This window comes from Ruminococcus hominis (genome assembly GCF_014287355.1).
Taxonomy (GTDB): Bacteria; Bacillota; Clostridia; order Lachnospirales; family Lachnospiraceae; genus Schaedlerella; species Schaedlerella hominis.
Genome location: NZ_JACOPE010000001.1, coordinates 442,911 through 463,819, shown reverse-complemented (window position 1 = coordinate 463,819; position 20,909 = coordinate 442,911). Strand labels below are relative to the sequence as shown.

The 20,909-nt window shown below is 36.2% G+C and carries 23 protein-coding genes and 1 pseudogene; 3 read left to right on the top strand and 21 right to left on the bottom strand.

The features are described from left to right. Positions 1-15: 15 nt before the first annotated feature. A complete protein-coding gene (locus H8S40_RS02045; RefSeq protein ID WP_186864426.1) occupies positions 16-1,371 on the bottom strand; it encodes an MATE family efflux transporter in 1,356 nt (451 codons plus the stop codon). Between the two features lie 493 nt (positions 1,372-1,864). Between H8S40_RS02045 and H8S40_RS02040 the strand changes: the two genes are divergently transcribed. After that, positions 1,865-2,773 carry a 3-isopropylmalate dehydrogenase gene (locus tag H8S40_RS02040; RefSeq protein WP_118737215.1) on the top strand — a complete coding sequence of 303 codons (909 nt, stop codon included), beginning with the start codon at positions 1,865-1,867 and terminating at the stop codon, positions 2,771-2,773. 794 nt (positions 2,774-3,567) lie between these two features. Here the strand turns inward: H8S40_RS02040 and H8S40_RS02035 are convergent. The 6 genes from H8S40_RS02035 to H8S40_RS02010 form a co-directional block, all read right to left on the bottom strand. Then, a complete protein-coding gene (locus H8S40_RS02035; RefSeq protein ID WP_186864425.1) occupies positions 3,568-4,092 on the bottom strand; it encodes a 2'-5' RNA ligase family protein in 525 nt (174 codons plus the stop codon). A gap of 30 nt (positions 4,093-4,122) precedes the next feature. Then, entirely contained in the window at positions 4,123-5,160 is a 1,038-nt protein-coding gene (locus H8S40_RS02030; RefSeq protein WP_186864424.1) for an SdpI family protein, read from the bottom strand. After that, positions 5,135-5,428: an autorepressor SdpR family transcription factor gene (locus tag H8S40_RS02025; protein WP_022074984.1), complete on the bottom strand. Its 294-nt coding sequence runs from the start codon at positions 5,426-5,428 to the stop codon at positions 5,135-5,137. The genes H8S40_RS02030 and H8S40_RS02025 overlap by 26 nt, the downstream gene beginning before the upstream one ends. Before the next feature lie 171 nt (positions 5,429-5,599). Next, the gene (locus tag H8S40_RS02020; RefSeq protein ID WP_186864423.1) at positions 5,600-6,271 is read right to left on the bottom strand and encodes an ABC-2 transporter permease; all 672 of its coding nucleotides are present in this window, start codon (positions 6,269-6,271) and stop codon (positions 5,600-5,602) included. Then, positions 6,271-7,119: an ABC transporter ATP-binding protein gene (locus H8S40_RS02015; protein WP_186864422.1), complete on the bottom strand. Its 849-nt coding sequence runs from the start codon at positions 7,117-7,119 to the stop codon at positions 6,271-6,273. The genes H8S40_RS02020 and H8S40_RS02015 overlap by 1 nt, the downstream gene beginning before the upstream one ends. Continuing rightward, entirely contained in the window at positions 7,113-7,496 is a 384-nt protein-coding gene (locus tag H8S40_RS02010) for a GntR family transcriptional regulator (protein ID WP_186864421.1), read from the bottom strand. Before H8S40_RS02010 ends, H8S40_RS02015 begins: the two co-directional genes overlap by 7 nt. A gap of 511 nt (positions 7,497-8,007) precedes the next feature. On the opposite strand from H8S40_RS02010, the gene H8S40_RS02005 reads away from it, so the two are divergent. Then, positions 8,008-8,385, top strand: coding sequence for a hypothetical protein (locus tag H8S40_RS02005; protein ID WP_118724635.1), 378 nt, complete (start codon positions 8,008-8,010; stop codon positions 8,383-8,385). A gap of 166 nt (positions 8,386-8,551) precedes the next feature. On the opposite strand, the gene H8S40_RS02000 is transcribed toward H8S40_RS02005, so the two are convergent. The 8 genes and pseudogenes from H8S40_RS02000 to hcp all read right to left on the bottom strand — a co-directional run bounded on the left by H8S40_RS02000 (position 8,552) and on the right by hcp (position 15,318). Further along, positions 8,552-8,713: a hypothetical protein gene (locus H8S40_RS02000; protein ID WP_186865703.1), complete on the bottom strand. Its 162-nt coding sequence runs from the start codon at positions 8,711-8,713 to the stop codon at positions 8,552-8,554. A gap of 46 nt (positions 8,714-8,759) precedes the next feature. Then, on the bottom strand, positions 8,760-9,218 hold the full coding sequence (locus H8S40_RS01995) for a DUF6773 family protein (protein ID WP_330420173.1): 459 nt from the start codon (positions 9,216-9,218) through the stop codon (positions 8,760-8,762). Beyond that, positions 9,208-9,420: a helix-turn-helix transcriptional regulator gene (locus H8S40_RS01990; protein WP_186864420.1), complete on the bottom strand. Its 213-nt coding sequence runs from the start codon at positions 9,418-9,420 to the stop codon at positions 9,208-9,210. Before H8S40_RS01990 ends, H8S40_RS01995 begins: the two co-directional genes overlap by 11 nt. Before the next feature lie 171 nt (positions 9,421-9,591). Continuing rightward, positions 9,592-10,173, bottom strand: a complete 582-nt coding sequence (locus tag H8S40_RS16025) for a DUF1294 domain-containing protein (protein WP_243238161.1) — start codon at positions 10,171-10,173, stop codon at positions 9,592-9,594. A gap of 17 nt (positions 10,174-10,190) precedes the next feature. Beyond that, positions 10,191-10,692: pseudogene (locus H8S40_RS01980) on the bottom strand (ATP-binding protein); the annotation flags it as partial. A 274-nt stretch (positions 10,693-10,966) separates the two neighbouring features. Further along, positions 10,967-11,836, bottom strand: a complete 870-nt coding sequence (locus H8S40_RS01975) for an MFS transporter (protein ID WP_366482665.1) — start codon at positions 11,834-11,836, stop codon at positions 10,967-10,969. A 281-nt stretch (positions 11,837-12,117) separates the two neighbouring features. Beyond that, positions 12,118-13,629: a DUF438 domain-containing protein gene (locus H8S40_RS01970; protein WP_186864419.1), complete on the bottom strand. Its 1,512-nt coding sequence runs from the start codon at positions 13,627-13,629 to the stop codon at positions 12,118-12,120. A gap of 84 nt (positions 13,630-13,713) precedes the next feature. Then, complete coding sequence (gene hcp / locus H8S40_RS01965; protein WP_186864418.1) at positions 13,714-15,318, bottom strand: hydroxylamine reductase; 1,605 nt, start codon at positions 15,316-15,318, stop codon at positions 13,714-13,716. Positions 15,319-15,478: 160 nt separating this feature from the next. Between hcp and H8S40_RS01960 the strand changes: the two genes are divergently transcribed. Beyond that, the gene (locus tag H8S40_RS01960; RefSeq protein ID WP_186864417.1) at positions 15,479-16,141 is read left to right on the top strand and encodes a Crp/Fnr family transcriptional regulator; all 663 of its coding nucleotides are present in this window, start codon (positions 15,479-15,481) and stop codon (positions 16,139-16,141) included. Between the two features lie 103 nt (positions 16,142-16,244). Here H8S40_RS01960 and H8S40_RS16400 read toward each other — a convergent pair whose 3' ends face one another. From H8S40_RS16400 to H8S40_RS01930, 6 genes are all read right to left on the bottom strand, one after another. After that, positions 16,245-16,379, bottom strand: a complete 135-nt coding sequence (locus H8S40_RS16400; protein WP_330638907.1) for a hypothetical protein — start codon at positions 16,377-16,379, stop codon at positions 16,245-16,247. A gap of 204 nt (positions 16,380-16,583) precedes the next feature. Beyond that, positions 16,584-17,090 (bottom strand): YunG family protein, encoded by a 507-nt coding sequence (locus H8S40_RS01950; RefSeq protein ID WP_243238159.1) that lies wholly within the window; start codon positions 17,088-17,090, stop codon positions 16,584-16,586. Between the two features lie 50 nt (positions 17,091-17,140). Then, positions 17,141-17,302 carry a hypothetical protein gene (locus H8S40_RS01945; protein ID WP_186864415.1) on the bottom strand — a complete coding sequence of 54 codons (162 nt, stop codon included), beginning with the start codon at positions 17,300-17,302 and terminating at the stop codon, positions 17,141-17,143. 46 nt (positions 17,303-17,348) lie between these two features. Further along, positions 17,349-17,606, bottom strand: a complete 258-nt coding sequence (locus tag H8S40_RS01940; RefSeq protein WP_243238157.1) for an LbetaH domain-containing protein — start codon at positions 17,604-17,606, stop codon at positions 17,349-17,351. A 113-nt stretch (positions 17,607-17,719) separates the two neighbouring features. Continuing rightward, complete coding sequence (locus tag H8S40_RS01935; protein ID WP_186864414.1) at positions 17,720-17,944, bottom strand: hypothetical protein; 225 nt, start codon at positions 17,942-17,944, stop codon at positions 17,720-17,722. A 30-nt stretch (positions 17,945-17,974) separates the two neighbouring features. Then, positions 17,975-20,524, bottom strand: a complete 2,550-nt coding sequence (locus tag H8S40_RS01930) for a PAS domain-containing hybrid sensor histidine kinase/response regulator (RefSeq protein WP_186864413.1) — start codon at positions 20,522-20,524, stop codon at positions 17,975-17,977. Between the last annotated feature and the right edge of the window lie 385 nt (positions 20,525-20,909).

The following is a 20,909-nucleotide window of genomic DNA, read 5'->3' as shown; positions in this document are numbered from 1 at the left end:
ATAGATTTACAATAATCACTCAAAATTTCTGGTAATATTTGTAAGCCATTTCTTTCTGAAATAATGAATAAACACCACAGGCATTTTTTCAAACTCATCCAACGTCATAACAAAGTAGACCCAGATGGGCGGTAATTTTAAAACATACGCTGCAATAAATGTAGTAGGAACTGCAACAAGCCACATAAATATGAAATCTATAATCATTCCAAATTTAGAATCGCCGCCTCCTCTGAAACATCCACATATAAGACAAGTATTAATGCCTTCTCCTACTAGACGCCAGGTTGTCATCATTATAAAAACGCCCAGATAATAAATGGCAGCCTCTGTTAATTTATCCCGATAGAAATCTAATATCAACGGACGAATTGCCAGAATAATGACACAACCTATCAGACTTACAATAATTGTTATTCTGAGCATGCGTTTCCCATATTCTCTGGCTGTATCAATGCGGTCTTTACCCAACTCCTGGCTGATAATAATAGTAGTTGCGTTGGCAAACCCGCGACAGGCAATAGCACCAATATTTACCACCATAACAGCAACGGCATTTGCAGCGACCATATCATCGCCAATATGACCAAAAATTGCTGCAAATGTTGAAGCAGCAAAACTCCAAATAACATCATTTATTACGGCCGGAGCAGCAATTTTCATAAAGTCCTGAAACAAAATTCCTGATTTTGCAAAGAAGTATTTTATCCGGAATCTGACATCAGAACTCTTTAATGAGTAGATAAGGCAAATCACTACTTCTGTGATTCGGGCAATAACAGTACCAAGGGCAACACCGGTAACGCCAAGCTTTGGGAATCCAAACAGGCCAAAGATAAAGGTCGCATTACAAAGCACATTGACACATAAAGAAACAATGTACGTAATAGAAGGGAGCATTATTTTTCCAATACTTCGAAGAGCACTCATAAAAACTTGTGAAAATCCCATAAATATAAATGAAAATGAAATTACCTTCAAATACTCACTTCCGGCTGCAATCGTACCTGGACTATTTGTAAAAATCTTCATAACCATTGTTGGCATGGTGAATGAAACAACGAAAAATATAAGAGAAACAATCAGCGAAATCCGTTCCGCCAGACCGAGAATCTTTTCTACTGTTTTTTTATCCCCTTTTCCCCAGTACTGAGCACACAAAACAGAAGTACCTGTAGCCATACCATAATATAAACAGAACAGAATAAAAGTATACTGATTAGCAAGTGATGAAGCTGACATAGCAGTCTGGCTTACATATCCAAGCATTACCGTATCAGCAATATTTACCAATGTTCCTATCAGATTTTGAAGCATAATTGGAAATGCTAATTTTGATGCATATTTTAAGAAATCCTTTTTATTTAACATATAAATCGTTCTTCCTTAATCCTAACAATTTGTAATATTGTAATATCTTCAAGTCATGCTAACATCTATCTTTAAAAATGTCAAAATAAATTCTTATTTCTATAAATAAGCTCACAAAAAACAGAGAGGCTTATCTTGCCCCTCTGTTCCGAAATAGCATTCTATAATTTTTATTTTGTTTTTGGCAATAAGCGATTATCTTCTGATAATCTCAAGAAAGGAGCATATGCAACTTCCCCCTTTACACAACACAAAATTCATGCTATGGTATTCCTACATCTTCAGAGACCTTCTTTTCTCTGAATTTTCTAAGCCGCAAGGCTCTCATCTCGGGTTTCGAATTCCGAAACATAATCCGATATGAAAAGAAATGCTTTTGACAAGTTGATAATTGGAGATTTCTATATTATTTTCACTTCAGTGGTGTATTTTTTGTTGTCTCTTTGTCATTGCATTAAGTAACTGAAAACTTTATAATGAAAGGAGACTTTAATTGACGAAAGGTACAAAAGATACGATTCAATGGCATCCGGCTTTTCAGGCATCAATCCAGATTGAATTTGAAGCAGAAGCCGAAAAACTCACCTTTGAGCCAGAGCATTTATTATCGAAAAAGCCCATGCAGATGGATGAGTTGATTATCAAAGTAGCTGAAAATGAAGTGATTCACAAGAATATCGGCAGGATTTTCAAAAGATACAATATCCTTGAATACAAAAGTCCGGATGACAATTTAACAATTAACGATTTTTACAAAGTGTATGGATATTGCTGTTTTTATCAGTCCGACACAGACAAAGTCTGCGAGATTCCGCCACAAGAATTAACTATTACTTTCATATGCAACCATTTCCCTAGAAAGATGATTCAACATCTAAAGGACTTTCGAGGTTTGGACACTATTCCTATGGATGCCGGAATTTATTATATAACCGGGGATGCTTTTCCAATACAACTTCTCGTAACAAAAGAGTTGGATCCAAAAGAAAATCTTTGGTTGCAGAGTTTACGTAAGAATATGACAAATCCCCAAGAAATTGAAACACTTCTCAGAGAATATGAAATTAAAAAATCATCAAAACTATATCAAGCTGCAATGGATGTAATCACCCGTGCGAACTGGGTTGCAGTAAAGGAGGTTAAAACGAATATGTGTGAAGCATTAAAAGAATTAATGGCAGAAGAATTTCAAGAACAGGAAGAACTTGTGACCAAACGAGTAACGGAAGAAGTAACCGCGCAAGTAACGAAACAAGTAACTGAGCAAGTGACCGAACAAGTGACCGAACAAGTGACCGAAGAATTTATCCGAACTTTATTTAAGCATATTACCGATGCTGACAAACTGGCTGAACTATTGAATTTACCTGTAGAACAAATCAATAAAGTGTTGAATAGGTGATCATTCCAACTCTTCATCCCTTTTCTAGCTCCTTTTGATTTGCTATTTAGTTCACGACGACCTCTAAGCAAGAAAAAGACTATGCACTCCTGCGGGAGCTTCGTCGGGCAAGCCCGACTCCAATTTGCTGGATTGCATAGTCTTTTTCTTTCTTTGTGGTGTATCGTAGTTTAAATAGATGGAGCGATGATGGATTTACTTTTCTGGTGTCTGATGTATCTATATTCTGGGTTTATTTGCTGTCGCAGATGCTTTTTTGACAACTGATGTATCTGCACTGCCTTGATATTCATTGTTGCAGATGCTCTTTTTTAGACCGATGTAATCCGCAACTTACTTTTCTTTAAACTTGCAGATGCTTTTCAGCCTACCTGTCATGTACAATTGCATCTACATCTTGCCTTTTCTAAAACCTGAGGATGCTTCCTTTACAAATTTTGCATCTACATCCCACGTTTTCGATAACGTGAGGATACTCCTCATCAAAATTTTGCATCTTCAACTTGCCCTTTCTATAACTTGAGGATGCACCTCTCAGAACTTGTGCCAATACATTACTTACAAAAAATTGATATAAGAAATTCGAGCGAATATGGAGTGAGCGGGTGACACATAAGAGCGTAAATTTTTGCGTTAATGAATTTGAACGAACGTGTTTGAAGCTGCGTAGCAGCAAGTTTGAGTTCAAATTCATTTGCTTTTAGCAAAAATTTACGCTCTTATGTGTCACCCGCTCACGGAATCTGAGTAAGAATTCTTATATCAATTTTTTGTAAGAAACGTATAGCTATCCATTAAACCAATTTAAACCTTCCCACATCTTCATGTGGATTTACTTTAGAGATACCTATCTCATCAAATTGTGCTGTGAATGGTACGAAGCTTTCCTGCATTGCCTGAAACGCCTTCTGCATCTGTACTTTATCCAATGTTTTGCCTAAAGTTATATGTGGCAGCCATGAAAACGGCTTATAATATTCACTCATTTTTATCTCTGGAATATCAAAAAATGTACTATATACTTCCTCAGACAATTCAAACAACTCCTGATTCAACACAGGAGCTGCATACATTACATATGGAAACAGCTGGCCTACCGAGACAACCTTCATGCTGCCTGAGTATAATTTTCCATTCAAAGTTTCAAATGCTGGTTTTAGAACATTGACATTTCTTGCCTCAATCGCAGCTATTGTCATATGTGGCGGCACACGATTCTCAATCATAAAATGGTTACCTGTTTTCTCAGCAATTTTGTCTATATACCACTGCAGGGTTTTATTTGTTTGCTTGTCAAAATAAATTGAAATAAGATACATGGGTTTGTCTCCTTAGGTGAAAAGGTGGCTTCAATCAGCTTGAATTTTTGACATCTTCTCACTGATAGTATGATATATTTCTTCTGTCGCCGAATCATTTTCACCATTTACAACTAATGTTTTTCCATCTACACTCATAACTACATATGAATGGCAGGACGAATGTGTATAACGGATATAATTTCCATAAACATCATTTCTAAAATTTCCCATAGCATATTTAAAATTTCCTAAACCATTGGTTCTATAATCATTCGAGTTTTGTAATGAATTCTCTTCGTATGAGATACTGTCAATCTGCGTATAGTCTACTGTATAATCGCTCCATCCCTGCGCCTCGATAGTAAAATTGTTATCTTGGAACTGAATATCAATGCTTCCCCAAAACAAAGTCACTATAATAAATATAATCATTAAAATTGTTACGATTCCGTACACCACCATTACTTTTTTGTTATACTGAATTTTTAATTTTTCTCCGGTTCCTATCTTTTTCTTATAAAAGAGATAGGAATAAAGAATACTGATGATTGCGGCTGCCATAATACTTACAATATACAAAACGAGTGCTGCTATGCTTTCTGCAAAAAGACCGCAAAGCATGCACAGAATACTTGATGCCACCCATATCTTTCCACTGAATCTATGCGTTGCATTCCAGTTTTCTTCATCCTGCAGTGTCCATACGACCCTGATTCCTATCGTATTGTTCTGTTTCACCTTTGGCAGATAATTTCCTATAACCATAAACATTAAACCTGTTCCATAATAAATCAATGCCATAAATAAATTCTCTGTATCTGCTCCCATGTTGACCAATCTGGCAATACCGTTATAAATCAATGTAATAACAGGTATGATCCATATAGTCATCCCTATAACCTTGCGACTTTGTTGTCTGTTCCTGTTATCATAAAATATGATTGTCACAAGCGCACATTGCATTACTATAAAAAATACATTTAACCACTTACCCTGTATACTCGTAAAACCTACCAGAATCCCTGCAAGAATTACCAGTGCAGAGCTAATTAATGTCCCTCTATAATTTTTTATCATTTCCTTCATCGTCCGATGCTCCTTTCAAGTCCGTTATCCATAACATGACATCTTCCAACACGGAAGTGTTTAATTCATAATAAATAAACTTTCCTTCTCTTTGGTTTCGAATCAAATCAGCCTCCTTTAATACTGCCAGATGTCTTGATATAGATGCTCCCGTTACTGAAAAATGTTCGCATATCTCTCCGGCTGAAAGCCGACCATTTTTCAACAAATTCAAAATCTCTCGTCGTATTGGATCAGCCAATGCTTTTAATGTATCTTGTATACCCAAAAATTCATCCCACCCTTTCATTTAACATTTAACTTAATTGTTAAATGTATTATAATTCGAGGTACATTATATGTCAAGAAATAAAATAGAGATGAAGAAAAATTTTCTCCATCTCCATCTATTTTATATAAAATTATAACACAACTTGTCAGATAAATTTCATCTTTCATTTTAAAACTCTTTCTTTTTCATAACTCTCATACTGTACTTATATGAAGCAAACCATACCAACAGGCTTAAAACACTAAGCAAAATCGCGATTTCAAAATCTCCTATTTCTCCTATCATATACGAAATGCTTTCTTTTAATTCCAATTTAGTCTCAAGAAAATGTCCAGTTGTATAACAAACTGCAAAAATGATTAAAATTGCAATTGGCAACACCATTCGTCCTTTCTCTCCTTCAAACCTTAACCGGATTGCAATCACGATTCCCGCAATCGCCTGAAACACAAAGATTGTGATTAATTCCATTATCAACATTTCCACATCAAAAAATTCTCCCGGTTTTATGAGTACCATAATTCCTGCACAGATTACTCCCATACCCCATCCGCACACTGTCATAATAAAAGAAAAAATATATTTTTCTCTAACATATATTTTTCTATTTACAGGTAAAGAAAATAAATATGTGTAGCCATGCTCATTTTCATCATAACTAATCGTATTACCTGAATATACTGCCATAACAGATGGGATATATATGGCAATGAAAGTAACTCCTGTTTTTCCCGTTAGTATAAAAAATAGTGCTACAAACGCTAATGCCAGAAAAAGACTGCTACCTTGCCGAAAAAACAACCGAAAATCCTTTTCCAAAAGTCCTCTGATTCCTTTCATTATCTATCGCCTCCTGTCAACATAAGAATCGCCTGATCAAGCGAGCTGCTCTCCACTACGATTTCAGGATAATTTTCTATATAATACTGCTTCTCGTTCGTCAGACAGGAAATTCCAAAGCTCTCTTTTTTCTCTTTCAAAATGTAACTTTTATCCACTGCCTGATATTGTTCCTCACTGACTTTCAACACCGCATATTTTTCAAGAATCGTATCCATCTCTTCATGAAGTACAATTTTCCCTTTATGAATCACATAAATGTCATCACACAGATGTTCTAAATCTGAAGAAATATGTGAACTAATCAGGATGCTTCTCTCCGGCTCTTCTTCCATATATTCTCTTAAAATGTCCAGCATCGCTTCCCTTGCTCCGACATCAAGCCCTGCTGTCGGCTCATCCAGCATTAAAAATTCTGCCTGATGTGTCAATGCAATGATCAGATTCAATTTTGCTTTCATCCCTGTTGAATACTCTTTTATAAATTTATTCAACGGAATCTGATATCTTTCACACATCTGATGGAATTTTTCTGCTTCAAACCTTGGATATAATCTGGCAAGGACTGCCTCGACATCTTTCCCTTTCAAATATCCGCTAAAGCCAGCTTCTGCCAGAACGACTCCAAGCTCTTCTTTCTCTTTTTCATTTAACTCTTCGGGTATTTTTCCCATGATCTTTATCTCGCCGCCATCATAAGAAATAAGTCCGAGCATTGCCTTGAACAAAGTACTCTTCCCGGCCCCATTCTCTCCGACCAAACCAGTAATCCTTCCTTTTTCCACATTTAGCGAACAGTCTAACTGAAATTCGCCGTAGCTTTTCTTTACCCCTTTAATTTCTAACATAATTTTTCATCCTCCATGATGAGTTCAAACAAGGAACGAATCTCTTCCTCTTTCATTCCACAGCGCCTTCCCTTTTGAATCGCTGCTTCCAGATCCGCCTCAACTTCTTTTCTGCGTTCTTCTTCCATCAGCTGTGTGTTGGATGCCGCAACATAAGTTCCTTTTCCATGAACCGTGACTGTCATGCCTTCCGCTTCCAGATTGTCATATGCTTTCTTCACGGTAAGTGCACTGATCTTCAGTTCCTTTGCCATCGTTCTCACAGACGGCAATATATCATTTTCTTTTAATTCTCCGGAGATAATCTGTGCTTTGATCTGCTCCATAATCTGTTCATAGATTGGTACCATCGATGTATTATTGATTATAATCTTCATATGTTCCCTCCTATTGCAAACAGTATATAACAGTATAATACTGTTGTCAACTGTTATATACTGTTTGTGTTTTAAAAAATAAAAAGCAATTAATCTATTTTTCATAGACTAACTGCTCGTGTTTTAGTTTCATATTCAGTTTTATTCTACACATCTGACAGGTCAATAACCGGGGAAACATGAACTCTCTGTACGCAGAGGAACTGATTGCAACTGAGCATGGAAAAATAGTAATTTATGAATCGCATTATCAGAAAATTAAAGATGCGGTGCTTACGTTTGTGTGAAGATGAATTCTCATACTGCAGATCTCAGATTATGCCAGGCACCAATGTGGTTCTATATATTCAATGTAGTAAATCCCATTGACAATTCACAGAAAATTCTAGTATCATTATGTATATAAACAGTTTTTAATTGTTCAAATCAACATTTTATTATTAAAAGATAGGTGATTCCATTGGAAGTCATGAAAAATCAAATCAAATTTTTTATTGAAAGGAGAATTTATATGAAAAAGGTTATATGTTTATTTTCCGCATTTTTATTACTTTTATCATCTTCCATGACAACATATGCACACGAAACAAACTCTCAAGATAACCTATCAATCCCAAATTATAACAAAACATACTCCGCACAACCAACAGATAATGATTTTTTGTCACTACAAGAATATAATACAGTATACTCCAATGGAGAAAATCCTCTAAAAACAGATTCTCCTTTAACCACTCAAAATCCCCCTGATATATATGCTATTTTCCCTATCCGGAAACAAACAAAACCCATTATTTTAACAAATCAACAGGTACAAGTTGGAACTATCACATTGCAATATCTAACAGATATTCCGGGTGGTAGACTCCAATGTGGTCAACTTAAGTAATTTTGATTTGATAGTTGATGGAATAATTCTCATAAATATTCTCCTTGTAGTTGAAATAGATATAGTTCTAACTACAAGGGCCGCCTTATTGATATTTCATCAATAAGGCGGTCGCATACTTTAGAGATTCTGTCAAGTATTAATTTAAAATAATGTTGATTTTTTCTTAACTAAATGTTATTGAATCTAACCACAATGGCGATTTTAATACGGAAGCAAATAATTTTCCAAGGTAGTTGATACCGATACATGCAGGAATCAATACAATTTCTCTTTCTTCCTTGCTTCCAGTATAAAATTCATTTTCTTTGCGTTTAATACTACGCATTTATCATTCATACTATAAATTTCTCCACAACTTTCTACTTCATATATCAATCATCTTCCTCAAGTTTCTGTACTCTTCTTTTATATATTTTAGAAAATATCATTAATACTAATAAACATAAGATTTCCACCTGCACAAACATAATAATTCCAGTTGCAATTGAGCCAATAAGTTTATGGTAATTCCGATAGGAAACACTAAACCATATAATCCCTGTCAACACTGCCGCAATACTACTGGCTATGATATTTGTCTTGAGATTCGGTTTCAATTTTCTATCCCAAATTCCATTGCGCACACAATCAATTGAAAGATATAATGCAAGACTCATAAATACAACCCATTCTCCGGCAAGATTCTTGATACTGTCATTCCCAACTATCATTTGTATTAACATTACAATCAGCAAGCCCCAAAAAGCAATCCAACATCCATTATGTTCAATTTTAAGAAGTTTTAGTTCCTGGCGTTCATCTAAATTACTTTTCATTTTCCTAATTTTCATCCTCTTCATCCTCCCAGAACAAATCATCCAAACGTTTATCTAATACACGACAAATTTTACGACACAGTTTTATTGTAGGATTATATTCTCCCTTTTCAATAGCATTTATGGTTTGCCTTGAAACACCAACAGCTTCTGCTAAGACCTTTTGTGTCATATCCTTTTCAGTCCTTGCCACTTTTATCGCAATATTTTTTGCCACTTTATGTTCACCTCCATTTATAAAGTAACACTTCTTTTTCACAATGTCAATTATATTTTACTTTTTGTCTTATATATCAAGACAACTACCAATAATCCGATGAGTTTAGAAAACTCACGTTTTGTGTCCCTCATGGCAAGAGCTTAATCTATCGTCAAAAGATACTCCTTGTTACCATCCTGCATTCATTGCGTAAAAAATCACCACTACTTGCATTACCATTATTAATGGAACACCAACAGTGAAATAATCTTTCCTTGTTTTATGACGTAATAAATACATTGCCAATAAACTGCCAACCGAACCACCAACAAATGCTAAACCTAGTAATGTTACAATTTTAATTCTTGAACGATGCTTGGCTGCATTAACTTTATCCACCGCATAAGCTGCGAAAGCTATAAAATTGATAACGGCTAAGTATATCAGTAATATTTTATATTTTGCAAAAAACTCCCAAAATGCCAGTGTTATGTGATCTGCATGATGTCCTTTTACCATCAATAATATTATAACTTGTATCACAAATACACATACGATAAACACTCTTGACATCATATTGTCTTTGACAGTTTTACGATCAAATAGCAGTATTGCCAACAATATTCCTGCAGAACCACCAATTAATGCCCCGATAGTTAAAATAGCATCAATTTGTGCATTTTCGGTATGTGAATATAAAAATATATTAAGCAGATATAGAAAAAATCCAATTACATTAACCCCAATAAGGAAGTATTCAAATATTCCCAAACACTTCACCCCTTTTTATAAAGTTGTCCCACATATACCTCATATCCTCTGCTACGCAACTCCAGATAAACAATATTTTCATAACCTCTTCCAAAGTCCATGTTTCGTGTACCATTGACTGCATAACGAAATGATGCATCACAAAGATAATATTTACTATTATTTGTCAGATATTTTTTCCCTTTTAAATCATAGCGTTTTGCCTCATAGAACAGAAATGCATTTTCCAAATACCCAATGTATTTTGACACCGTCTTTCTGGTTGTCCTCAGTCTTATATACATAAGATCCAGGCATACCACCAGTTCGGACATACTGATCAAAAGCTTCATCATACCTGTCTGTAATTCCATAATAAGTTAGATATTCCACGAAAGAAAATGGATATACTTTTATTTCCATCGTTCTCCCTGTAAAAAGTGTTGCTAAATCTGAGCTTAGCAAAAATGCGTTTGAACCGGTAATATAAATATCATAAATTCCTTTTGTATAAATACTATTTATCACACTCTGCGCATTCTGTCATTACTCTATTCCCACTTTTTTAAAATTATTCATTTTTTGGTATTAGTTTTTAGTTTTGATTTCCTAGACATTTCCCACACTTTTTCAATGGAAAAAGGTGGAACCTATTCTCGATTCAATGGTCGAATGGGGTAACGCCTATAAAAAAATGTAGAAAAAAAAGCACTTCTTATACGTGCTTTCATTATACTTATGCAGTAAGATTTTTTCGACAAAACAGGAAGAGAATCATGCATCCTCTTCCTGTCTGTTTTTCATTTCCTATTTTCTATTCTTCTGTTTCTTCCGTTTTGTTACCTTTTACTTTTTCCATGATCTCTTCCAGATAAGTGCCTTCCAGTTTGTAGCCTTTTGCGTAGATCACAAATGCAAGGATTGTAATTACAGAAGGTACAACCCCCATTAATACTCGCATTCCCATGATTGTAGACGCGCTCTGTTCTGCGTTTGCTACATAGCCGACAATTGTAAGTCCTACACCGATCAGCCAGGCAGATACTGCAGATGCGGTCTTAACAAGCAGTGTCTGGAATGAAGCGATAATACTTTCATTTCTACTTCCTAATTTTACCTGCCCATAGTCGATGACGTCAGCAAGCATAATGGTTGTTGCTCCTAATGTAAGACCAGAGCCTAATTTATAGAAGATACCGCTAATTGCTACAATCACCCTGTTCTGTGGTGCAAAGAATCCACAAAGCACAACTCCTGCGAGACCAATTGCAGGGCTGAAGCTGGCAATTGCAAATACCTGTTTCTTTGTAAAATAGTTAGAAAGGATTGGGAAAAGGAACAAAGCTGCAATCTCTGCAAACTGTGCTGCAGTTGTAAAGATCGGATATAAGCCTTCATTTCCGGTTACATATTTGAAGTAATAAATTGCAATACCACCGGCAAGCTGTACAACAAGATTGTAGCAAAGCACGATTCCGATAAATACTTTCAGCTGATCATTTCCGGCAATAACATGAAGCGCGTCTTTGATTGTAAGTCTTTCTGCTTCTTTACCAGACTTCGCTTCCTGACAGCTGCGGTCTTTTACAAATACAACAGTAATAATAGAAGTAATTACAAAAATCACTGCAATAATTTTCGCAAGTGCAGAATATCCAACAGCGCTGTCTCCTTTACCAAGAATAGATACCAGTTCCTTCTAATCCGGAAGGTTTTGATTTCTTACCGACATATGATAATTCGGTAAAATACTGTAATACTTCATCTCATCCGGTGACGAATCTATAAATACAATGTGATCTGTATACTGGTGAAAATCTTTCACCTCTTCCAGAACATACTGTTCTTTCTACCGCTTTTTTCTACTTTATTCTTTTTATTCATCTCATTGAGGTGTCAGTTTTATCCGACACCTCATAGAATATTTCCCTTTTTATTCGATTACAATCTATGGTTTTATGCGTTTTAACTTGTAAAGTGCTCTTTTGCAAACTGCATATCCTGTACCACTTCTACAGTTCCAAGATAATTATCTTTTTTGTCTCTCACTGCATAATAAGTAACTAAAAATGGTTTTCCCTGCTTTTCCATCCAAACCGGAACGCTATCACGAGTATGATTTTTAAAACTTTCTATAATGGAGCGAACCATTGGTTCTATCTTAGGCGGATGACAAGAGAATACTTCTCTGTCAATTGCCATGCCAGGGCGTTTGAACACTTTCGCTCCTTCATTAAAGAAACGATTTATATTATTATCATCGATAAATGTAATCTCTATTGGCAACGTATTAAGCATAGCTTCCAACTGTGCTGCACTCATATGTCCACCGCCCATTACTATTTCACCTTCATAAATAGCCGCCTCATGACGATTCTTTTTATCCTGCACATATTTTTCTGCTTCTTCCCATCTATTATCAATGCCATACACTAATGCATAGTCTTTGGCATCTTCATAGATTTCATACCATTCTTCGGCTGTAAAATTCATTGCGCAGATAGGGAACAGTATATTAGTCTCTTTATAAATCATTTCATCCGCTCTTGTTAAAACAGCTTGTACTCTTTTAATCCATTCTTCGTCATGATTGCATTCCTTATCTATTGCCGCTAATTCATCTCTGATTTCATCATCAACAGACCACATAACATACGATGGTCCTGATATTTCATAGCGAACTTTAAGGAGTGGATAAATCAAATCACCCTTTTTTGCATAGTGTATTGCTATTTGTCTAAAATCTGATATTTTTTTGCTTACATCTTCGCCCTTTTCCAGTGCACCTCTAATATCTGCTATTTCTTTGCTAAACTTCTCATTTGCTTCTGTAAAAGAATAAAGAGGATGACCCTTTGTTTCTCTGAGTGCTTTTGCAAGCTCATGTTTTCTGACATATGCATCCGTCATAGTTGTCATTTCGGATGTTTCTTCCTTTTTTAAAGATTCTTCGACTGCCTTTTCAGCATTTGCTATTTTTTCTTCTTTGGTTAAGCCATGAAACAATGCACTATGCACATCACACAGTTTCTGCACCTCTGTAATAGGTGTTCCCTCTTTTATAAGTTCCTGCTCTGCCTTCATAATTTCAGAAGCATCTACATCAGAAAAATTCTGGACAAAATCTTTTTTAACACTTTCTAAATCTTCTCCATTTCCAAGTCTCTTTAAATAATCCTTCAGTAATACTGTATTGCCAGTCTCTTTGGCTTGAAATTGTTTGCTCCCCATAGAAGAAATATCTGGCATATTACCAGTAATTTCAAAACCATTTTTTATCAGTTCTGCTATAACAACCGGAATCGAAATTCCTTTTGCCTTTGCACCCTTAGGAATTGTCATAATTCGTCCAACGGAGTTTAGTATAGCCGGCTTCTTAATTTCATCAAACCCAAGATTTGCCATAATATCAATCACTTCTGGATAAGTTTTCGTAATATCATACACCGACCAGTTTAAATCAATTTTTTTACTCATAATATTTTACCGCCTTTCCCCTATTTTGTTTTAAGAAAAATCTATCTCACAATTGTAAATCTGTCTCTTTCCGTTCCCGTCTGATTATTTATTTAATAACTTTTTTAGATCCTCTTCCGGTGTACTAATTGGAGAAATCCCATAATTCTCTACTAGAAAATTCAGCACATTTGGCGAAATAAATGCTGGTAATGTTGGTCCGAGGTGAATGTTCTTGATTCCGAGATAGAGAAGTGTAAGTAAAATACATACGGCCTTCTGCTCGTACCATGAAAGTACCATCGATAGCGGAAGTTCATTTACATCACATTCAAATGCTTCTGCTAAAGCGATTGCGACCTTGATTGCACTATAAGCATCATTACACTGTCCCATGTCCATGATTCTCGGAAGTCCTCCGATTGTTCCTAAATCTAAATCGTTGAACCTATATTTTCCACATGCAAGCGTCAAAATAATGCTGTCTGCAGGAGACTGTTTTACAAACTCTGTGTAGTAGTTTCTTCCTACTCTGGCTCCATCACATCCACCAACCAGGAAGAAATGTTTAATATCTCCATTCTTTACTGCTTCAATCACCTGATCTGCTACAGATAATACAGTTCCATGTGAGAAACCAGTTGTCACCTGTATTCCACCATTAATTCCCGTCATATGCTGGTCTTTGGTATATCCACCTAAGGCGAGTGCCTTTTCAATCACCGGTGTAAAATCCTTTTCTTCTCCTATGTGTACCATTTCCGGATAAGATACAACTTCTGTTGTAAATACTCTGTCTGCGTAGCTTGGTTTTACAGGCATAAGACAGTTCGTCGTGTAAAGAATTGCTCCAGGAATATTATCAAACTCTTTCTGCTGATTCTGCCATGCTGTACCAAAGTTTCCCTTTAAATGAGAGTACTTCTTAAATTCTGGATATGCATGCGCCGGGAGCATTTCACCATGTGTATAAATATTGATTCCTTTATCTTTTGTCTGCTCTAATAAAAGTTGTAAATCTTTTAAATCATGACCGGTAATAATAATAAATGGTCCTTTTTCAATTGTAAGAGGTACTGTTGTTGGTACAGGAGTTCCATAAGTTGTAGTATTTGCCTGATCTAAAAGTTCCATACATCTTAAATTCACTTCTCCAACCTCTAATACAATAGGAAGCAGTTCATCCATTCCCCAATCCTTCATTCCGACTGCAAAAAGTGCCTTATAGAAGAATTTGCTGATTGTTTCATCGGTATATCCAAGTACACTTGCATGATATGCATATGCAGCCATTCCACGAATCCCAAAAAGTATTAAGGATTTTAAGGAACGAACATCTTCATCAGTAGTCCAGAGAGTATTCATATCAAAATTATCGTTTCTTCCACATGAGCCGGAACATGTAAAGCAATTTGGTACTAATTTCTTTTTTTCATTTTCTATCTTATAAATTAAAATTTTTAATGTCTCATCATTAAAGTTTACGTTTGTAACGGTTGTAAACAATCCCTCAAGAACTAATTGATTCATCTCTTCGTTTACAAGGTGCTCATTGCCCTCGACTGCACGAGCAAGTCCGATTAATGCTCCTGTAAGCTCATCCTGTAATCTTGCAGTATTGGCGGACTTTCCGCATACTCCTGCATTTCCGGTACATCCTGTACATCCTGCGGTCTGTTCACATTGATAACAAAACATTTTATTTTCCATGTTTTTCTCCTTTTCTATTGCTTTATTCATTATTTCTTGTTGTTTAATGGTACTATATCAAACTCACAACAATTATTCCGTTGTCCAGACAACATTTTTGTTTTGTTTTCGATTTTTGTGATATACTATGGAAAAGATGAAAAGAAGGATTATAGAACTCATGGAAAAATATATGAACATCTTAACGAATACACCTTTGTTTCAAGGAATTTCAGAAGCAGAAATTCTTCCAATGCTTAAATGTCTATCTGTCAGCATTAAAAATTATTCAAAAGGTGAATACCTGCTAAGAAGTGGCGATAAGGTACAAACTATCGGCATGATTCTATCTGGCCAGGCTCTCATAATAAATGATGATGTCTGGGGGAATCGCAATATTATTACAGAGCTGTCATCAGGAATGCTCTATGGCGAAAGCTATGCCTGCATCAGCAGTGTTCCTGCTCAAATCAGTGTTATTGCCAATGAAAATCTCACCGTCATGCTTTTCAATATAAATCATATTATTACAACCTGTTCTTCATCTTGCAGTTTCCATACAAGATTGATTCATAACCTATTAGAGATAATAGCAAGAAAAAATGTAAGATTGATGAACAAAATAGATCATATTTCTAAGAAAAATTTACGTGACAAGATACTTAATTACTTGTCTTGCGAATCGATGCATGCCGGCTCTAACACATTTACAATCCCTTACGATAGGCAAGGGCTGGCAGATTATCTGAATGCAGATCGAAGTGCTCTATCTAATGAATTAAGCAAATTACAAAAAGAAGGTGTCCTCTCTTACAAGAAAAACACCTTCTCTTTGAAGTATTAGCTGGTTATCAGCTGAATTTGTTGATTGTGCGCTGTCTTTTTTTCTGTTATAGCATCGCTCATATTCATACCATCCCTTTCCGACTTTATTATCCGGTCAATAATTACCTGCTCAGAATCAACTTTACTGCATCAATCAAGTCCTCACTGAATCCTTCCAGCTCATCCATTGTAATCACTTTATCTCTTACAAAATATGCAATATCCCATATGGCTGTGGATTTGCGAAGTTCAATCAAAACTCCTGGGTGTTTCTTGTCCTGCTTAATTCTTTTTTCCAGTTCCCAAAAATGATCTGATGCGTTGCCGGGAGAAGTTAGTAATTTACATATTCTGCTGTGAGTTTTTCCATATAATGTTCTTGCCAGTCTGAGACACGCTCACGATAAAGTTTCCAGTCTGCTTTTGATATATCCATTTCACTGCCTCCGTTCCCTTGAATTTCATTCAATCTTTAAATAACGAATAATATTTTTCTGCAACTGATGGTATCGCCCTTTAGTGTCAGGATTCTTTCCACAATACTCTCTTTTCATTTGCTCATTAGGTTCGTATACGATCGGAATATCGTATAAATCGAATTGCTCACGGGTAAGATCGACATAACATCCATCAATTTTATTGAAATAATGTGTTCCTCCTCCGTTCACTCTGATACGATGAATACTTCCTCCAAACATATCATAAACAAGCATTGCTGTAATAGCACATTGCCCGTAGGAAGGATCGGTCGAAACCCATTCTGCCTGACATGACGGATATGCTGTCTCTGCCGTCCACGTTTTTCTCAACACTGCATACAACTTATGTAATGTATCAATCCCAGGGAATGCAGCTACTTCCCGACATCTTTTTTCAGCCAATTTCTGTCCCTGATAATAAGAACCATCAGCACCAGCCGGCACTATTTCTTCCAAATTTTCCAAAGCCTTTTTTATTGCACCACTCATAGGATTTCCTTTCATATCAAAGCTATATCATTTCTAAAAACTTGAAGTTGTTACATTGGCGAATGAATCCACATGTATCCCAAAATCAAGATACTAAGCACTATTACAAGCAGCAATGCTATACCAATTGCTTTGTGCTTTCGCTTAAAAGCGATAAAACTTCCCACACCCATTACTATGTATGCGAGAAGCAATAACATCGTAAAACTCATGTGACCTCCTTAAATCCCGATTGAGATTTCACTTGTTTTAAGAAATTTAATAACTGTTATATTTTGCAAAGAAATTTTTACCTACTTCTATATGCGAACCATAATCGCAGTAAAAAGGTGGGTTAATCCATGCACCTTCCGATTTTCCCAAAAGTTCTTTTACTATTTCTGCAATCCCATCAAAATCCGACCGATCTGCAAAATTAAGTTTTTGCAGAATTTTTCTACCTATCCTCTGTTCTTCCATAACCGCTTCATCTGAAATGTAAGCAAGCTGCATATCTCTTCTTTTTTTCATATCCATAATTTAATTCTCCATTTCTGTTAAATTTTTTAACCATTTATATTGTTTATAATATTTAAATACTGCCGGAATTTTTACCAGTTCATCCAGATTTAAGACAAAATACACCATCATTACCGGCAATTTAAATACAAATGCTGCGATACATCCCAGTGGAACTGCAAAGCACCACATGGTACATCTACCTGCATAACCACAATTTTTCCGGTTGTCTTTTCATCCTTTTCCAAATTATGAAGCAGAAAAACGCCAACAATCAATGCTGTCAGAAAAGCAATCAATCCAACAATATAGCAATATACTCTTATCTTTTTATATAGTTCGCTGTCCTTTTTCATTCTGCTATCCCTCTGTTATTCTCTTCTCGGTCACTGACATATCTGCTTACCAGCACAGAATTTTCGGATTGTATCCATCAGTTCCTGTACATTTAAAGGTTTTGACAAGTGCGCATCCATCCCTGCCTCCATCGTCTTTCTTTTATCTTCAGCAAAAGCATTGGCTGTTATGGCAATGATTGGAATCATTTCTGCATCTTTCTTTCCACTGCCACGAATCGCCCTAGCTGCCTGATATCCGTCCATCACAGGCATCATGATATCCATTAGAACCGCATCGTAATATCCTTCAGGCATTTTTAGGAAACATTCCACTGCCTGCTGTCCATCTTCCGCCTCTGTGACGGAAATCCCCTCATCTTTCAGAAGGAATGCCGCAATTTCCCTGTTGAGCTCGTTATCCTCTGCCAATAGAATACGGCACCCGGACAGGTTTTCCTTTGGTAACTCAGACATTTCCTGTACAGCTGCAGGTTCTTCTGCTATTTCAAAAGGTATGACCACATGTATGGTAGTGCCCTGATTTTCCACACTGTCAATCTGAATGGTTCCACCCATGCGATCAAGCAGTTTCTTTACAATCGCCATGCCTAGTCCAGTACCTTTATACTGCGATCTTGCTCCCTGATCAGCCTGAACAAATGGACGAAATATATTCTTCAGGAAATCCTCTGACATTCCGATTCCCGTATCTTTTATAGTCACATCTACCAGCACTCTTTCATCGGATTCCTTCTCTTCTTTCAAGTAGCAATCCACAGTTCCATTTTTATGGTTGTATTTAATACTGTTTGTGATCAAATTTAAAAATATCTGTTTTACATGCAGGGAACTTCCGATAAGATTCGGATATGGAATCGAATAAGGAGCATCCATAAAATGAATCGTAATACACTCTTCATCTGCCCTCATCTGTGCAATGGTTTCCACCTCATGAAGCAGCTCCGGCAGATAAAAATCTTCTTTAGCCAGTTTTACCTCTTCATTTTCCAGTTTACTCAGTTCCAGCGTGTCATTGATCAGCGACAACAGATGGTCTGCCGCTACTCTTGCCTTAAGACGACTGGAATCCACCAATATTCTGTCCTCCGGGTGCTTCATGCAGATATCCATAAGTCCGATAATTCCATTCAATGGTGTCCGCATATCATGGGACATTCTGGAAAGAAAATCCGATTTACTCTGGTTTGCTTTTTTCTCGCTTTTCAGGGCAATGGTTTTTTCCACCAGTTCATTTTTATCCAGAATCAGATTCCAGTGTTCGATTACTCCATCCGGTTTGCGGATTTTGTGTCCCCTGTCCTCAATATATTTCCAAGATCCATTTTTGCATCTCATTCGATATGTGATTTCATAATGATCCGCTTTACTATACTGCTCCAACGCCTGTGCAATTCCCTGTTCCAGATCGTCCGGATGCGCCAGGTCAACAATCGTCCCTCCAGAAGCTTCCATCAATTCCTCCGGAGTATCATATCCCAGCATCTGTGCAAAATGCTCTGAAACATACTTAAAAGAATATTCCGGATCATCATTGCTGATTTTCACACCACCCGGCAGTGCAGATGTGATCATGTCCAGCTGATGCTTAAGTGCCTGATTTACTTTTTGCAAAGAATCTTTATAAAAACGCTCTTTCTGTACGATCTCATCTATACTTCGGAAACCAAGGAACGCAAAATGGCTGCCTTCCTCGTACTCTTTTACAATATGTGCCTGAAAACAGGACAGCCCTGCTGCATTTGGTGACGTCTCAAAAGAGAAATGATATTCGTCTTCTGTTTCAAAATGCTTTTTAATCTCGTTACGGTCCAGTTCCCGACGCATTACATCACGAAATTCCGGAAGTGCAAATGTAGAAGCATATGCATCCACATAATCTGAAAATGCTCTGAGCTCTTCATGTTTCTGGGCATGATTTGTCTTCTGATTAAATACAAACTCATACTCATCCGTATCCAGATTTAAAACAAAAGCTGTCGTATAATCACGGCTCAGTCCTGACAAAATCCTGTTCTTTATCATCAGTTCCTTCATCATTCTCAGGTTTTCACGAACACTTCCCAGATGGCATCCCACATCAGATAACAGATTCATGGACATCCTATCCTGATTCAGATTCGGGTTATCCAATCCGATAAATCCGATAAATTTATGATTTGTATAAATCGGCATAGCAATCAGGGAATGAATATTCTGAGGCTTTAAAATTTCATATTCCTGTGGAGTTTCTTTTGCGATTGCTTCCAGATCATAAATGATGATATTTTTCTTCTGGATAAATGTTTCTACCCAGTTCTGCATCAGGCAGACAGGAACTTCCTGCAGATTCTGTATCTGTGGTTCGATTCCTGCGGCACACCATTCAAATGTATTTTTAAAACTTTCCTTTTTTTCTGAACTCCATTCAAAAACATACGCTCTGTCTGCTGCTGTATATTTTCCAATGCTCTTCAGCATAGATAATGTCATATTATCCAGTTGTTTTTCATTCTCTGCCTGACTCATAGAAGAAATCTTATGAAGGATTTCATCCATGTAATACAATTGACTTTTTATATCATCTCTATTTTCTTTCATATCACTTTTCCCCAATTTATAATTATTAGCTGCCTGTCCCCAATCAATATTCTGAAACAAAAAACGCATTGCCTTTTCAGACAATGCATCCTAAACGTTGTAACTGGCTGCTATTTTGCAACTCTTATACTTTGTGTCTCAGACTTTCGGCTGATTTGCTAACGAATCTTTTTCTCTTATTATACATTTTTTCTTGAAGTAAGTCTATTACAAATCGGTCTTGTCTTATTGCTTATTATATATCTTCTTCCTTTCATAAAATTTCATACAATTTATTCACGCAGAAAAAGCCTTCTTTCACGAAAAGGAACCACTTCTTCTGCGCTTTTATTTTATACTAAAAATAATACATTTCCTTTTGAAACTTTTTTTATACCTGATCAAA

Bases quoted from the DNA above. Each gene is read 5' to 3' on its own strand.
- H8S40_RS02045 (WP_186864426.1), bottom strand. From the start codon at position 1,371: ATGTTAAATAAAAAGGATTTCTTAAAATATGCATCAAAATTAGCATTT.
- H8S40_RS02035 (WP_186864425.1), bottom strand. From the start codon at position 4,092: ATGTATCTTATTTCAATTTATTTTGACAAGCAAACAAATAAAACCCTG.
- H8S40_RS02030 (WP_186864424.1), bottom strand. From the start codon at position 5,160: ATGAAGGAAATGATAAAAAATTATAGAGGGACATTAATTAGCTCTGCA.
- H8S40_RS02020 (WP_186864423.1), bottom strand. From the start codon at position 6,271: ATGAAAGGAATCAGAGGACTTTTGGAAAAGGATTTTCGGTTGTTTTTT.
- H8S40_RS02015 (WP_186864422.1), bottom strand. From the start codon at position 7,119: ATGTTAGAAATTAAAGGGGTAAAGAAAAGCTACGGCGAATTTCAGTTA.
- H8S40_RS02010 (WP_186864421.1), bottom strand. From the start codon at position 7,496: ATGAAGATTATAATCAATAATACATCGATGGTACCAATCTATGAACAG.
- H8S40_RS02005 (WP_118724635.1), top strand. From the start codon at position 8,008: ATGAAAAAGGTTATATGTTTATTTTCCGCATTTTTATTACTTTTATCA.
- H8S40_RS02000 (WP_186865703.1), bottom strand. From the start codon at position 8,713: ATGCGTAGTATTAAACGCAAAGAAAATGAATTTTATACTGGAAGCAAG.
- H8S40_RS01995 (WP_330420173.1), bottom strand. From the start codon at position 9,218: ATGAAAATTAGGAAAATGAAAAGTAATTTAGATGAACGCCAGGAACTA.
- H8S40_RS01970 (WP_186864419.1), bottom strand. From the start codon at position 13,629: ATGAGTAAAAAAATTGATTTAAACTGGTCGGTGTATGATATTACGAAA.
- hcp (WP_186864418.1), bottom strand. From the start codon at position 15,318: ATGGAAAATAAAATGTTTTGTTATCAATGTGAACAGACCGCAGGATGT.
- H8S40_RS01960 (WP_186864417.1), top strand. From the start codon at position 15,479: ATGGAAAAATATATGAACATCTTAACGAATACACCTTTGTTTCAAGGA.
- H8S40_RS01950 (WP_243238159.1), bottom strand. From the start codon at position 17,090: ATGAGTGGTGCAATAAAAAAGGCTTTGGAAAATTTGGAAGAAATAGTG.
- H8S40_RS01945 (WP_186864415.1), bottom strand. From the start codon at position 17,302: ATGAGTTTTACGATGTTATTGCTTCTCGCATACATAGTAATGGGTGTG.
- H8S40_RS01940 (WP_243238157.1), bottom strand. From the start codon at position 17,606: ATGGATATGAAAAAAAGAAGAGATATGCAGCTTGCTTACATTTCAGAT.
- H8S40_RS01935 (WP_186864414.1), bottom strand. From the start codon at position 17,944: ATGAAAAAGGACAGCGAACTATATAAAAAGATAAGAGTATATTGCTAT.
- H8S40_RS01930 (WP_186864413.1), bottom strand. From the start codon at position 20,524: ATGAAAGAAAATAGAGATGATATAAAAAGTCAATTGTATTACATGGAT.